The sequence below is a fragment of the Desulfovulcanus sp. genome, assembly GCF_982781345.1.
This window is the reverse complement of record NZ_CEYAEZ010000006.1, coordinates 46,333-61,174: the sequence shown is the minus strand read 5'-3', so window position 1 is coordinate 61,174 and position 14,842 is coordinate 46,333. Positions and strand designations below refer to the sequence as shown.

Annotated in this window: 14 protein-coding genes; 4 read left to right on the top strand and 10 right to left on the bottom strand. The window is 42.7% G+C overall.

What is annotated here, in order from left to right:
* The first annotated feature begins 134 nt into the window (after positions 1-134).
* A complete protein-coding gene (locus AC3WVG_RS01980; protein WP_252381576.1) occupies positions 135-593 on the top strand; it encodes a hydrogenase maturation protease in 459 nt (152 codons plus the stop codon).
* A gap of 185 nt (positions 594-778) precedes the next feature.
* Positions 779-3,100, top strand: coding sequence for an FAD-dependent oxidoreductase (locus AC3WVG_RS01975; protein WP_488796501.1), 2,322 nt, complete (start codon positions 779-781; stop codon positions 3,098-3,100).
* 89 nt (positions 3,101-3,189) lie between these two features.
* Here the strand turns inward: AC3WVG_RS01975 and AC3WVG_RS01970 are convergent, their stop codons facing one another.
* The 7 genes from AC3WVG_RS01970 to AC3WVG_RS01940 all read right to left on the bottom strand — a co-directional run bounded on the left by AC3WVG_RS01970 (position 3,190) and on the right by AC3WVG_RS01940 (position 9,109).
* A complete protein-coding gene (locus AC3WVG_RS01970) occupies positions 3,190-3,660 on the bottom strand; it encodes an HAD family hydrolase (RefSeq protein WP_488796500.1) in 471 nt (156 codons plus the stop codon).
* 17 nt (positions 3,661-3,677) lie between these two features.
* Entirely contained in the window at positions 3,678-4,550 is an 873-nt protein-coding gene (locus AC3WVG_RS01965) for a phosphate ABC transporter substrate-binding protein (protein WP_488796499.1), read from the bottom strand.
* Positions 4,535-5,314: an acyl-CoA dehydratase activase gene (locus tag AC3WVG_RS01960; RefSeq protein WP_488796498.1), complete on the bottom strand. Its 780-nt coding sequence runs from the start codon at positions 5,312-5,314 to the stop codon at positions 4,535-4,537. The genes AC3WVG_RS01965 and AC3WVG_RS01960 overlap by 16 nt, the downstream gene beginning before the upstream one ends.
* A gap of 411 nt (positions 5,315-5,725) precedes the next feature.
* Positions 5,726-7,003: a double-cubane-cluster-containing anaerobic reductase gene (locus AC3WVG_RS01955; protein WP_488796497.1), complete on the bottom strand. Its 1,278-nt coding sequence runs from the start codon at positions 7,001-7,003 to the stop codon at positions 5,726-5,728.
* A 533-nt stretch (positions 7,004-7,536) separates the two neighbouring features.
* The gene (locus tag AC3WVG_RS01950) at positions 7,537-7,866 is read right to left on the bottom strand and encodes an AzlD domain-containing protein (RefSeq protein ID WP_488796496.1); all 330 of its coding nucleotides are present in this window, start codon (positions 7,864-7,866) and stop codon (positions 7,537-7,539) included.
* Positions 7,851-8,567: an AzlC family ABC transporter permease gene (locus tag AC3WVG_RS01945; protein ID WP_488796495.1), complete on the bottom strand. Its 717-nt coding sequence runs from the start codon at positions 8,565-8,567 to the stop codon at positions 7,851-7,853. The genes AC3WVG_RS01950 and AC3WVG_RS01945 overlap by 16 nt, the downstream gene beginning before the upstream one ends.
* Positions 8,564-9,109, bottom strand: a complete 546-nt coding sequence (locus tag AC3WVG_RS01940) for a helix-turn-helix domain-containing protein (RefSeq protein WP_488796494.1) — start codon at positions 9,107-9,109, stop codon at positions 8,564-8,566. Before AC3WVG_RS01940 ends, AC3WVG_RS01945 begins: the two co-directional genes overlap by 4 nt.
* A gap of 462 nt (positions 9,110-9,571) precedes the next feature.
* Between AC3WVG_RS01940 and AC3WVG_RS01935 the strand changes: the two genes are divergently transcribed.
* Positions 9,572-9,868 carry a hypothetical protein gene (locus AC3WVG_RS01935; protein ID WP_488796493.1) on the top strand — a complete coding sequence of 99 codons (297 nt, stop codon included), beginning with the start codon at positions 9,572-9,574 and terminating at the stop codon, positions 9,866-9,868.
* A 207-nt stretch (positions 9,869-10,075) separates the two neighbouring features.
* Complete coding sequence (locus tag AC3WVG_RS01930) at positions 10,076-11,545, top strand: HD domain-containing phosphohydrolase (protein WP_488796492.1); 1,470 nt, start codon at positions 10,076-10,078, stop codon at positions 11,543-11,545.
* 382 nt (positions 11,546-11,927) lie between these two features.
* Here AC3WVG_RS01930 and AC3WVG_RS01925 read toward each other — a convergent pair whose 3' ends face one another.
* The 3 genes from AC3WVG_RS01925 to AC3WVG_RS01915 form a co-directional block, all read right to left on the bottom strand.
* Positions 11,928-12,959, bottom strand: a complete 1,032-nt coding sequence (locus AC3WVG_RS01925) for an energy-coupling factor ABC transporter ATP-binding protein (RefSeq protein WP_488796491.1) — start codon at positions 12,957-12,959, stop codon at positions 11,928-11,930.
* Positions 12,956-13,645 carry an ABC transporter permease gene (locus AC3WVG_RS01920; protein WP_488796490.1) on the bottom strand — a complete coding sequence of 230 codons (690 nt, stop codon included), beginning with the start codon at positions 13,643-13,645 and terminating at the stop codon, positions 12,956-12,958. The genes AC3WVG_RS01925 and AC3WVG_RS01920 overlap by 4 nt, the downstream gene beginning before the upstream one ends.
* A gap of 95 nt (positions 13,646-13,740) precedes the next feature.
* The gene (locus tag AC3WVG_RS01915; RefSeq protein ID WP_488796503.1) at positions 13,741-14,574 is read right to left on the bottom strand and encodes an ABC transporter substrate-binding protein; all 834 of its coding nucleotides are present in this window, start codon (positions 14,572-14,574) and stop codon (positions 13,741-13,743) included.
* Between the last annotated feature and the right edge of the window lie 268 nt (positions 14,575-14,842).

Genomic DNA, 14,842 nt, shown 5'->3' with positions numbered 1-14,842 from the left:
AGCGATGGCAAGTTGTACCGGCAGTTAAGGAACTTTTAAGAGAATAAGTAAAAAACTTATAATACATAGCAGGCCTATATGCCTGCCCGTACAAAATAAAATCCAAAAATTAAATGGATTCAAAAAGTGGGGCTATGAAAAATAAAAATCTTGTTCTTGGCATTGGTAATCCTTTACTAACTGATGACCGGGCCGGTATTGAGGTGGTAGAAGAAATTGTGCGTGAAGGATTGCCTGTGGATACAGAGATACTATATACCGTTGGTTTTGAAGTTATTGACAAGGTTTTGGGATATGAAAGTGTCATTGTTGTTGATGCATCCAAGCTGGGGCATTCGCCGGGAACTATTGTCCAGGCAAGTCTTGACGACATTTTCAACACGCACGCACTAGTTAACTCTCACGCCATAACCCTGGGAACAACTTTAAAAACAGGCTATATACTCTTTCCTGATGAAATGCCTTCCAATTTACGTATAATTCTAATTGAAGTCGATGATATAGACCATTTTTCAGATCAGTGCACGCCAAAAGTAAAATCCTCTGTGCATAAAGTAGTAAAAATTATTAAAGATCATTTTGCTGCCTGTTAGATACTTATATATGTTTCAAAAGTATTGAATGTTGAATTGTTGCAAATGGATAATTTTGAAAAAAATTACTTACTTAGGCTCTAAAATTTGATCTTTTACGTTAAATGTTTGACGCATCTGAACCATAATAACTTTTGGTTAGAAATTTATTCTTTACTGTCTCGTTCTATTTATAGGAGGATAAAATGAAACATTCAATAGGCATAATTATGTGTACTTGTGGTTCAACACTTGAGGATAAAATTGATTTTACATACATTGAGCAACATATAAACGAATTACAGTCTGTTGTAGCTGTAAGGAAAACAGATAAGTTATGTAAAAATCCAGAAAAAATACTGGATGATTTCAAGGGAAAAGTAGACAGAATACTTTTTGCTTGTTGTTCAGAGAGATCTTCTATGACATTTAGTGAAGACAGGATTGCTAAATTGCTCGGTCATATTGGGTTAGACAGTGCAATGTATGAAACAGCCAATATAAGAGAACAATGCGCCTGGATTCATGAAGATAAAGAAAAAACAACAGCGAAAGCAATGGATTTAATTTTAATGGCCTATGAAAAATTAAGGACTAACAGCAAGGCCTATAAATTTAATAAAATAAAACAAAATGCTCTGGTTATTGGCGGAGGAGTTACAGGACTTAGTTCTGCCTTGAGCCTCGCTGAACTGGGGGTCGATGTCACTCTCCTTGAAGAGAAACCAAACTTAGGCGGTCATGCATGCCAGATTCCTTTTTTATGGCAAAGTGAAAGCTATCCCTCTTTTTGCACGAGTGAGTGTGTCTTGCCTGTTATAAACAGGGATGTTGTGTTTAATGATGGAATTAAAATCATGACAAATTCTGAAGTCATTGATGCCGAAAAGGATGATGGTAACTTCCGTGTAAAAATAGAGAAAAAGGCTGAACTTGTTGATCCTGATCTTTGTGTTTCGTGTGGTAAATGTGCCGAAGTATGTCCTGTTGAGATTCCCAATAAATTTGAGTTGGATATGAAAAAAAGAAAGGCCATAGGCAAAGATTTCCCCCTTGCCATGCCCGATAGCTATCATATCATAACCTCGGCCTGCACTATGTGCGGTGAATGCGTTAATATCTGTCCTACAAAGGCGATAGATCTAAATGCAAAATCAGAGGTTACAGAACAGTCTTTTGGTGCTGTAGTGCTTGCCACGGGATTTAATACTCATGATATGAGTCAGTTTGAAAAACTGAATTATAAGCGCCCCAATGTAGTTACTTTGATGGAATTTGAGAGGCTAATGGCCAACCGTTTTAATGGCAAGCCACCAATGAGCATAGTTTTTGTTTTATGCCAAAAAGATGAAGTCGGCTATTGTTCCAGACTGTGTTGCTCAATTACCGCAAAACATGCATTCAGGCTTTCACAATTTTTTATGGGAACTGAGGTAACTGTGCTTTATAAAAACTTACGCACAGTAGGCAAGGCCCCGGAGTTTTTCAGAAAAGCATCTGAAGAACGAGGAGTCGAGTTTATCCAGGCTGAGGTTGAAAAGATTGAAGGGGAAGAATGGTTAAATGTTATAACAGATAAAGGTGAGTTTGAGGCTGATCTGGTTGTTCTTGCCGAACCGCTTGTCCCATCATCACTAAGGCTGATGAAAATGTTTGGCCTGCAGACGGATGAAGTTGGATTCCCACTGGAATTTCAGCCAAAAGTAGTAAGACCGTTAGAGAGTTACGTAGAAAGGGTTTTCGTGGCAGGAACGGCCAAGGGATTTAAAGATGTTCAGGAAAGTATCGAGTCCGGTAGCGCAGCTGCCCTGAAAGCTTTCCAGGCGCTCAAGGGTAAAGAACAAAAGTATGTCTCAAAAACGATAGAAGACAAGTGTTCAAGATGCGGCTTGTGTGTCCCGGTTTGCCCGCACAGTGCCATAAGTATAAAAGGTCAAATTGCTGAGACACCCACTGGTGAGTCACAAGGTCCGAAAGACCAGCTCCCTGCTGCCACGTCTGTTATGATTGATCCGGCTTTTTGTAAGGGATGTGGTTTATGTTATACCACTTGTCCTTCAAAGGCGATACAGTTTGTGAATCTGGAAGACTACCAGATATTAAGGATGGTTGATACTGCTTTTAAACATGCGCCAAAAGGAGAGCCGCGGATTCTGGCATTTTTGTGTTACTGGTGTTCCTATGGCGCCGGTGATTTAATGGGGGTTAAAGGCCTTAAGCTCCCCGAAAGCTTTAGGAGCATAAGGATCAGGTGTTCTGCCTCATTGGATCCGGGAGTGATCACGGAAATTTTGTTTAAAAATAAGGCAGATGCAGTTATTATTGCAGGCTGCCCGCCAAAGAACTGCCACCATATATGGGGTAACTATATCCAGGATAAGAGGATAAAGTTACTCAAAAGTGCCTTGAAAGATGCCGGTGTTGATGCGGATAAAGTAAGATGGGAGTACATAGGCGTTACAGGGTGGGGCATTCTAGGAAAGATTTTGAAATATATGGATAAAGAGGTCCGGAAGTTGAAAAGTTGAGACAATGGAAAGAAGGGAAGTTGAGAAGATACTATTACTTTTCAACTTCCCATCTTCTCAGCCTCCTATCTTCCTAACCTTCTATTTTTCTATCTTCTAAGTGTTGCAACCAGCCGCAAGGGGTGAATCAAAAGATCTAATCCATCCAGGATATTTCTCACGACCACTTGTGCAGCCATGATAGCCTGAATAGACGCGCCTTCTTCTTGAAAAACAGCAATACTCAGTCCTGCCTGTTCAAGCATCAGACTGTCATTCACTCCATTGCCCATGCATACACATTTCTTTGCGCCAAGGTTTTGAATATAGTTCAGCTTGCCTTTGTCCTGTGCCGATGACTCCAGGACGTGGATCGTGTAATCCTTGCCAGTTAATTGTTTATGGACATTGCCATGTGTGTCAGCGGTAAGAATATGTACACGAAGGGTTCTTGTAAGCTTTTCCAGTCTTTCAAAAACTCCTGGGATAATCAGTCCGTCCAAGGCAAGAGTACCGTTGAAATCCAGAATCAGATGTTCCAGGAGCAATTTTTTTTGGCCGGGAATGTTTAATTCAAGCATAAAAAGCTCTTCGAAGTTTAAAAAACTTCACACCCACATTTCTTGTCAATAGTGTTAATAGGGATAAAACCGTATTCTTCAATGCTCTTTGCCCCTTCCGGCGATAATATATAATCGATAAAAGCTTTGACCAGTTTGCCAGGCTCACCTTTAGTGTTCATATACAATTTGCGCACAACCCTGTACAAGCCGATTTGGGTATTTTTTCGTGAAGGATAAATGCCGTCGATTTCAACCGGAGCAATAGACTGGTCAATATCTCCAATGCTCAAGTAGCCAATGGAGTTTTCATCCCTGGAAATGGCTGCCTTCATGGCCTCGTTAGAAGATACAATTTTAGCGCTATCAGAGATAGAACCCTTTTTAAGGAGTTTTTTCCAGAAAACAGCCCTGGTGCCGCTGGCCTCGTCCAGGGAATAGAGATGGATGGGACTATTTTTTCCACCTACAGCACTCCAACTCCTGATTTTCCCCGCATAAATCTCCTGGACTCGTCTGGCGCTAAGGTTCCTCACTGGATTTGATGGATGTACGACAACAGCCACTCCGTCAATGGCGAAGGCATAAGATTTTAAGCCATATTTGGCTCGTTCTTCGGCACTAAGAGGCCTGTCCGTATTGGCAATATCCACCAAACCTTCACCCACTTTTTGCACACCGACTCCTGAGCCTCCACCGACAATTGTAATTCGAATATCGGGGTTATACATCATTATTCTTTTAGCAGCCTCTTTCATTACCGGGATGTGGACTGTGCATCCAGCAATATCAATTTTCCCCTTAAGACCTGCAAAAGCAGCCAGGTATTTGCCTTTGGCCAAAACATTATGCGAACTCAAACTAAGTCCCAAAAGCATTGCCAGGACAAAATAAACTAGACTTTTTCGCATGACTCCTCCCCGATGTTAACTCCCCATAAGGCCGCGCCAAGTGCCCCGATCAGATCTGGTTCCCGGGGCACTATGGGACGAAATTTTAATTCTTCTTCCAGCAGATGCACTACACAGGGATTATGGGCAACTCCACCGGCAAAGACCAGAGGAGGAGTCAAGCCCACTCTTTTTAACATATTCACAGATCTTTTTACTATGGAGTGATGTAATCCCAGGGCAATGTTTTCAGGTTGTTCTCCTTTGGCCATGAGAGAGGTGGCTTCTGTTTCCGCAAATACCGTACACATGCTGTTGATGGTCAAGGCTTTGTTTCCTTTCAGGGCATAATCTCCGAACTCATGGACAGGAATTTGAAATACATTTGCTGTAAATTCTAAAAATTTGCCTGTACCCGCTGCACAACGGTCATTCATTTCAAACTTGAGCACCTTTCCATTGGAAGACAAAGATATGGCTTTGGTATCCTGGCCGCCAATATCAAGGATCGTTCTGGCCTGGGGATAAAGTTTATAGACTCCCTGGGCATAGGCCTTGATTTCAGTGATGGTAAATACCGGGACCCCCAGGTCCATTTTTTCCACCAGGCCTCGACCATAGCCCGTGGCCACAGCCATTTGGAAATCAAGGCCCGTAAATAGTTTTTTTAGTTGATTTACAGGATCAAAGGTGGTGGGAAGTTTGCGTTTAAAAAGCACTTCTTCCCCCTTTAATATAACCACCTCCATGGATCTGGAGCCTATATCAATGCCGGCGATCTTCATTTTGCTTGCCATAACTATAAGAGCCTGTGGCCAAACCCTATTTTAATCATTGATTGAAAGTCTTGGTTTCTGAAATGCATTACAAACGGCTTGGGTAACCCAATCTTGACGAAGCTTGCGCAATAACAGAGCATCGGGAGAAATGGGCTAAACATTTTGCGACATTGACCATAATTTTCGATAATAAAAAGAATATTTATTTACCCAAAAAATCTCATTATGCTCTGTCCGCAAGCGAGCCTTTTACCCCGTTGAATCCAGCGAAGCGGGGCTGGCTTTGCCAGTATTCAACTGGGGTAGATAGGTCCAAGTCTTTGTACCAGCATGAAAGAAATCAAGACTAGAATAAACCATGGAAATTAAGTTGACAAAAAGGTTCGGCCACGGCTCATAAGTTCTTTGTTGTTCCAATTATGGAGTCACCATCTCCACAAAGGCTTCCACTCTGGTTTTTAGCTGCTCTACATCTTCCATGCTGTAGTCGGTTTCAATGGCCAGCATAGGGATACCATTTTCCTGCAAGGCCTTTTCGATTTTTATGCTTTCATGCGCATAGGGCTGGCAGAAAAGGAGGTTGTAGTGGATAACTCCATCTACTTTGAGTTCTTTGGCCAGAGAAATAATGTTGTCCAAGCGTTCCTGGTTAGGAGTAAAACAAGCGCAGTCAATTTTTAGATATCTGTCCACAATGGCTTCAATCATCTCTTCCAGGCTCTCACCGGATTCATCCACGAGATCTCTGGTATTTCTGGTGCCAATACATGATTCCTCGCCCACGACCACAGCTCCGGAGCCTTCTATGATGTAGGGCAATTTCCAGTTAGGCACGGCCATGGGACAACCTGAAAGAAGCAGGCGCGGGGTGTTTTCCGGAACTACGCCCTGACTGGCCTTAATTTTTTCTTCCAACTCGTCGCAGAGTTCGTTGATTTTTTGGGTAAAGCGGACCGGGTCGTCATAAAAACTGATTTGATTGATGAGAAGGACGTCCCGACCAGAAATGGGAGTAGGTATAACTGCCCGAAGTTTATTCAAACGCTGCAGTACCCGCCTCTTGTCATTGACTATTTTTATGGCCTTTTTCAGCTTCTCAGCAGTAATCTTGTTTCCTGTAAGCTCTTCCAGTTTGTCTTTGTAGCGCAATATTTCTGTTTTCCATAGGTCCCGGTCACTGGCATTTTTCTGCTGTGGAACCTCCATAACATACATGGGCACATATTGGCCAAAGGTCTCGTAGGCCTTTTTTTTGCCATCGCAGGTGGTTTCGCCTACAACCAGGTCGCAAGATTCGGTAAATGGACATAACCTGGCCAATTTGAAGCCAATAAAAGACTTGATCAGGGCACAGGTATTTCTGGGAACAATCTTTTCCGCTTCTTCCTTGCCTGCCTCAGCACCTGCACACAGGCCTACCTGAATGGCATTAGCCGCCAGGGTTAGTTCTTCCGGGACAAAAATACAGAAAGTGCCAATAACTTTTTGGCCATTTTCTTTGGCCTCTTGGAGTTCTTTTATGCGTAGGCCATGCACTTCAGAAAGAACAAAATCTAAATATTCCATGCCCTTGAGCCTGTTTTGTTGAGAGAGGTAAATGTCGCCGTAAAATTTCCCCAAGACTTCCAGCAGGGCATCATGGGCATCTAGGTCGAGATTGAGCTTTTCCCACATCTTCGTGTATTCATTGCTCATAGTCATCCTCCTTAAGGAGCTTAAACAGATTAAGGTGATTTTTTAACTACCTAAAATAAAACGGACCTTATGCCTACTGGAAAGTTTTTTTCAAATAGAAAAAAATAATACTTTTTTAAGTTTTGAATAGAAAATTTCTAGAGTTGTTTTGTAGGGGGGAAAATAATTTTTTAGTTGAAGGTATGAAAATCAGGATTTTCAATCTGGTGGTCAAAATATGGTTTGGCCAGAGATTCTTAACAGGTGAAAGAGGGCGTATGCGCTATACACTGTTTTTTGAGAAGCCTTAATTTTGGCATTCCATCTGCTGATTGTTTTTTCTCTTCACCTACTCACCCACTCTCCTACTCAACCACTCAACCCAAGTGCAGCTATCGGATGCACCCCCAAGCGTGGGTCTGCGGTTAAAAATAAAAGAGGGGTTCAACTAAGCAACCCTTACCCCGTCCCCTTAATTCCTACCCCTTAAATTAAACAGGTGCAGATACTGGATACGCCCGGTAATGAACTTCATGATCGTCCTCTTACCAGGCTTAAAGCATCTGTACTCCTGCATAGGCCGCTACTCCTACTAAAACGCTGATACCGGGATTTTTCCAGGCAAAATGTGATATCAATACCGCAAGCAAAGCCAACCCCACACGAAAACCATCATGAAACGAGACATTCGTTGTTAGCGGTGTGATGGAAATTACAAATAGCGCAGCAATCAGGGAAGGGCCAATATATTCGAGCAACTGCTGGATTATTTTGCGTGGATTCTGAAGCGCCTGCTGTCTTTTTAGCGTCAGTACAAGGGGTATTAGACGAGAGAGATATGTGCCCACGGCCAGAAAGAATACAGCAATTAAGATTTTTTCCATAATTTACTTCCTGATAGTCCTGCTAAAGGTCCGATAATAGCGGCAGCAATTATCCCGTAAGCTGACAGGCCGGCCAGATTGAAGGCCAAGGTTGTCAGTACCACGGCCACTATAGGGATTAGAGTATGTTTTTTCAGCATAGGCAGGAGAAGACCGAAGAAGAGGGCCGCCGGTGCAAAGTTCAGGGCAGGAGCGAGCAGGGGAGAAAGATCAAGCAAGGCAGCACTGCCCACGCTACCGATCCATGTGCCTATAACCCACGATGAATATGCCCCTGTCTGTATGCCCAATAGCCACCAAGTGCGCGAGTCCGGCTGGATCTGGCGCAGGCGTACCAGTGCAGTGGCAAAGACTTCATCGGTCAGGCCAAAGGAAATGAGTGGAATCTTTTGTCGGCTAGTGCCCTTGAGTAAGGGCGCAATTGCTGGGCCGTAAAGGACGTGGCGCAGGTTGAGGCCAAGGGAAATAAGGACGGTGGTCATTATGGAAGCTCCTCCCTTGACGAGCTCTACCAGAGCAAATTGGCTACCGCCCGCAAAGACCAGTATGGAAACCAGCAGGCTCAAGCTGGCATTTAACTCAGCTCCCCGCGCTGATACTCCGAAAGCAACCGCAACCGGCAGGTAGCCAAGGACAATGGGAATACTATCCCAGAGTCCATGCATATATGCTGTTTTAGATGTCATAATGGCCTTGCTCATCTGACTGTATCCGGGGGGTAAGTTACAACCAGCACCGCCGAGGCCGGCTTGGTTAACGCTACATAGATATGGGGACAGTCGGCATTGAAGGTATATGTTTCGCCAGCGCTGACCTTCTTCGGGGCATTAGTTGGACCGGTTAAGATATATCCCTTTAACACAGTGATTTGTTCAACAACACTGGAAGAATGTGGCTCTGCCTCCCGGCAACCATGAGGCTCCAGAGTCATGTGATAGGCATCGATAGGAGGCGGGCCGTCAGAATGTTCAATTAAACGAACACTAACACCACATTCGCTTATAGTGCTCGGTTTGCCTTCGCCAAAGTTAACAACAAGTTTACCGAATGGGACTTCCAATGCGTCGGCCAGCATCCAGAGGGTAGATATTGTTGGGTTGCCTTCGCCATCTTCGAGGACAGAGAGAGTTGCCTTGGATATACCGGCACGTTTTGCAAGGTTGCTAAGGGATAACCTGCGTTTATTGCGCAGATGTTTCAGGCGCTTTCCAATAATCTGTCGAATATTCCGTGTCTTATCCATTATATTTACCTTGGTTTTGTATAATGTACAATTTGTTCGATATAAAGAACAAAAGGGCGCCTGTCAATTCCGTTAAACTATTTTGCCAATCTTTGACAACGTATTGATGAAATTGTAATTTTTAGGAAAAAGATATCGTTTGTTCGTTTGGCTATTGTGAATTACTGAACAAAAAGGTTCGATAGCTCTTAAATATTACCATCAAAGAGCTTGTGGCCGAACCTTTTTATCAACTTAATTTCTATGCTTTATTCTAGTCTTGGTTTCTTTCATGCTGGTACAAAGACTTGGATCCATCTAAAACTTGCTTGCGGACAGAGCATAATGGGATACTTTGGATAAACAAATATTCTTTTTATTATCGATAGTTATGGTCAATGTCGCAAAATATTTAGCCCATTCATCCCGATGCTCTGTTCTTCCACAAGCTTCGTTAAGATTGGGTTACCCAAGCCGTTTGTAATGCATTTCAGAAACCAAGACTTTCAATCAGCGGTTAAAATAGGGTTTGGCCACAGGCTCCAAAGACTTTGCGGTCGGGTGCATCTGATAGCTGCACTTGCTATGTATGAAAGCTTATATTTTAACCGCAGACGCACGCAGATGGACGGGGGCAAGAGCACCCGGCGACTTGCCGGTCGCGTTGCTGTCCCGGCATGTAAGGCCGTCAGGTTTTTGTTCGGCAAAGTCTGCCGAACAAGAATGTCTGCGTTAGTCTGCGTGGGTCTGCGGTTAAAAATAAAAGAGGGGTTTAAGTAAGCAATCCTTACCCCGTACCCCTTAATTTCTACCCCTTAAATTAGCCTTTTTCCCGACAGGTGCAGATATCGGTCCGCCCCTTTGTGGTTTCTCTCTAAACGTTTTTTTGTGAGAATAATTTTTTCCCTAGCTCGAATTTTCGAGGGCTTAAAAATCGCAGGTGAAATTTGATTATTAGATCTAAAAAAACAGAAGGAGAGAACTCTAATGCGAGCAGCAGCTTATTATCTGATTTCTTTTTTCATGTTGATAATTTATATATCTCAAGTTTCTCACCAAATAAGCGCAAGCAATATTCATTGTTTAATAGTTTCATTGCTAATAATATTTGGATTTGGATTATTTCTCAGGCATTATCTGATTGAATTTATAGTCAATAAAGCTGATTACTCTACTCAAGTACTAAGACAGTTTATTACAGAATTAGCTGTTTTTGTAGTTATGGGTATTGTGTTTATGATTTATGTAAGTCCGTTTTTCACATTTTCATATGAAATAAAGTTTGCTCCGGCATTTATAATTATGGGTCTGTTTACGGCAGTAGAATTTTCTTTAAAAAGAGAAAGGCAGTTAATAAGATATTGCGTACGAACAAAAAAACATATTGATGTTCATGGCAAATATTTACCTGTGCCAATAAAACTTATGATAATATCAATTATATGTATTGCGTCTGTTACATTTGTTATGACAACGGTTGTAAATAAAGATATTAAATGGTTAATTACTCTGCAAAAAAGTGGTTTATATTTGGATCAGCATATTATAGTCATCCTTAAAATGTCAATTATTGCTTTTATTTTTCTTGCTTTAATTATTAATCTTATTCATTCCTATGCTAAAAATTTAAGAATGCTTTTAAATAATCAAAACAACGCATTAAAATCATTGTATTCAGGAAATATGAACGTTGAGGTGCCAATCTGCACTAATGATGAATTCGGATCGATGGCTTATTATACAAACAAAATGATTAGAAAGTTACGTCAATATACCAATGAGCTAAAAGCTTCCAAAAAGGTAACAATCCTATGTTTATCATCTTTAGCTGAAAGTAGAGACAACGAAACAGGTGCCCATATCCTTCGTACAAAGTTTTATGTTTTGGCACTGGCGAGAAAGTTAAAGAATCATCCTCGATTTTCTGCTTTTCTTGATGATGAAACCATAAATTTACTGGGTAATTGTTCACAATTGCATGATATTGGAAAAGTGGGAATTCCTGACTCTATATTGCTTAAACCAGGAAAGTTAACGCCAGAGGAATTTGAAATCATGAAACGACACACTATCATCGGACGAGATGCCTTTTTAGCTGCGAAAAAAAGGCTGGGGTCAGGAACAACCCCGTTTTTAGAACTAGCTCAAGAAATAGTTTATACGCATCATGAAAAGTGGGACGGGACAGGATATCCACAAGGTCTTAAAGGGGAAGAAATACCTATCTCAGGAAGAATAATGGCTTTGGCAGATGTATATGATGCCCTGATTAGCAAAAGAGTCTATAAAAAAGCTTTTACCCACGAAAAAGCAAAGGAAATAATTATTTCTGAACGAGGTAAACACTTTGATCCGGATATTGTAGATGCATTTCTAGCTGTTGAAGAGAAATTTAAAAGGATTGCTCATGTATATATAGATTCGGGTGCATCCGATGACTGCACTTTGGGTGAGTAGGTGAGTGGACAATCTTTCATAATTTTTTCAATCCTGGTTTCTTTCATGCTGGTGCAAATGCCTGGACCCATCTATAGCTTGCTTGCGGACAGAGCATAATGGGGTCTTTGGGATAAATGAACATTCTTTTTATTGTCGATAGTTATGGCAAATAGTCCCGGATATTTAGCTTTGTCACCCCGATGCTCTGCTTATCCGCAAGCTTCGTCAAGATGGTTTACCCAGCCCTTTGCAATGCTTTCAAGAAACCGGGATTTTCAATTTTGTGGTCAAAATGAGGTTTGGCCACAGACTCGAATGAGATGCATTTGGCCGCATTGATTTAACCGGCACTTTGCTTAGGCGTGAGGTTTTACAGGAAAAAGTGATTATCTGTAGGATACTAAAACCACCTGACAGAGTGGGGAGAGAAAGATATCCATACCTTTCTCCCGGGATAAAGTGAGGTCTGGTGAACCTGTTCTTGTGTAAGTCTGGCAGTGAAAGAGAGTTCCTCTAGAGTAAGGGTGGCCAGTATGTCCCCTGTGCTTTTTTCCAGGCTTAAACGACCCAATGTGCAGCACAGAACATTGTTTTTTGGATCTGCGTCTGGTCGGTCCCAAATAAGAGTGACAGCGTCAGGGTCAATAATCGCCACGTCCTTTTCCTTGGAAGAGGGGGGAGAGACGATACATTTTTGTCCGTTCTGAAGCCTTTTTTCCCAGAATCCGCTGGATGACCTGACCCACGGGCCAAAGATCACGTTGCCGACGCCAGAACTGATGATATGGCCTTTGAAGAGGTGCAAGACGGTATCGCAGGTTTCATGCAGCCAGGACCAGTCATGGCTGGCAATGACCAGGGTCGTTTCCCACTCCTGGCGTGCCCGCAGGGAAGCCTCCTGAATACGATGCGCACTGGTCACATCCACGCTTGCTGTGGGTTCGTCCAGGAGCAATACCTTCGGTTTCAAAACCAGCCGGCTTGCTAAAGCCACACGTTGGGCTTCTCCACCTGAAAGGGCGTACCAGGGACGGTTGACAAAGTCTTCCGGTGACAATCCTACCCACGAGAGAGCTTCGTATATACGCTTTCGCTGATTTTTCTTTTCCCCTCTTATGTTCAGTCCGTAGCAGAGATTTTCATAAACTGAGCGTTTCAAAAGATAAGGTTTTTGCGTTAGTAAAGTCACCTGGAAGCGAGCAGGGTTAGAAAACGGTTCCGCGATTTGACCCTCAAAAAAGATTTTACCTTGAGTTGGTCTTTCAACCAGAGCCAGGAGCCTCAAAAATGTGCTTTTGCCGCTGCCATTGGGCCCTACTAGCCCTACAATACTCCCTCGCTGGATGGATAACTCTTCGATTTGAAGGACCGGTTTGTCCTCGTAGTAGTGGTGTAGTTTTTTAATTTCGTAAAGAGTCTGGGTCGGTTTCATGTTCTCTTTCGCAAAAATATAAGAAAGGAATTAACGAGAAAAGCTATCAGCACGAGAACAAGCCCCAGGGCGATACCCATGGCAAATTCTCCTTTTCCCGTTTCCAGAGCTATGGCAGTAGTGATGGTTCTGGTATTCCATTTAATGTTACCACCCACCATCATTGAGATACCCACTTCAGTCATCACGCGGCCATAAGCCGTGACCGCAGCCGCCAGGACGCCGTAACGGGCTTCCCATAGGCTAGTAAGGAGTAACTGGCGCCTATTGGCTCCCAGGGTCATCAAGGTTACACGCAACTGGCTGTCCAGACTTTCCACTGCAGTAGCTGTCAGAGCAATGACAATGGGCAAAGCCAGGATGGTCTGACCGATGGCGATGCCGGGCAGGGTAAAAAGAAGCTCCCAGTCCCCCAGGGGACCACGGTGAGACAAGAAAGCATAAACCAGAAGGCCAATCAAAACTGTTGGGAAGGCCAAAAGTGTATTAACTACCGACAACGCCAGTTTTTTACCCGGAAAATCTGTGTATCCCAGCAAAAAACCGGGAACTATTCCCAGTGCCAGACTGGCGCACATAGAGTAACTGGAAACGCGAAGGGTGGCAATGATGGCAGAATAGGTTTCCTCATGGCCGGTTATGAGTAATTGAAAAGCTTTAATCAAGCCTTCTAAAATGTAATCCATAAATTTTTTCTGAAGAGAAAATTATGTCTTATAAAGTTGTAAAAATAAATGTGGCAGACCAGGAAAGCCTGCCACGTATGCCAAGGAAGTTGCTCTTACTCTGTTTTGGCATTGGGTGTAAACAACTGTTTGCCCATGAGCCTGAAATCAGCGATGGCTTTTTGGGCTCTAGGAGAAGCCATCCACTTGGAAAATATTTTTGCCAGATCGTTTTTGACTTTCTTGCATCTCTCAGGGTTAACTTCCAAGACGCTATATTGATTTAAGAGTTCTTTATCCCCTTCAACCAGAATTACCAAAGAGGGTTGTCCCTTCATGATTGCTTCATATTTGATGTAAGTTCCCCTGTCTGTCAAAGTGTAGCCCTCACGCTCCACTGCCACATTAATGGTAGCCAGCATTCCTTGTCCAGTCTGGATGTACCAGGGTTCCTTGTCCAGGTTAGATATGCCCGCAGCCTTCCACAGTTTTTTCTCTTTTTTGTTGGTTCCCGAATTATCTCCTCGGCTTACAAAAGGTGCTTTCTTTTCAGCCAACTTGACCAGGGCCTGGGTAGCGGAAAGCCCTTTGATTCCAGCCGGATCTTGTTTGGGTCCGATGATGACAAAGTCGTTGTACATAATCTCCCGGCGGTTGATACCATACCCTTGCTCCACGTATTTTTTCTCCGCAGCAGGGGCATGCACTAGAAGAACGTCCACATCGCAGTTTTTTCCTAGTTCAAGGGCCTTACCAGTACCAACAGCCACCCATTGTAACTCGATGCCCGTATCTTTTTTAAAAAGAGGGGCCAGCACGTCCAACAAACCTGTATTGTCGGTGCTAGTAGTTGTGGCCATGCGTAACACTTTCTCTTGTGCATGGCTGAAGCCGAAAAAAGCAAACGTGAGTAACAGAGTCATAAAAACAATAGCCGTCTTTGTCCTCATACCTTTCTTCACAGTAACCTCCTAACTTTTTATTGGTTTATGTTATATTATTTTAAGTTACTACAAGACCCCTCTGTTGAAGAAGTAAAAAGAGTGTATATATTTGAGATTATTGGAACTCGGTTGTTCGTCGGTTACTATTCACCCTGTGAATTTTTTAAACTATTCTATAAAGAAAAAAAGTATGGTAAGTAGTTTTTTGCAGGTGTAATTTTATGTCTAAAATGATACAGAAGGGTTCTGTTTTAGAGAAAACTTTTGAAATGTC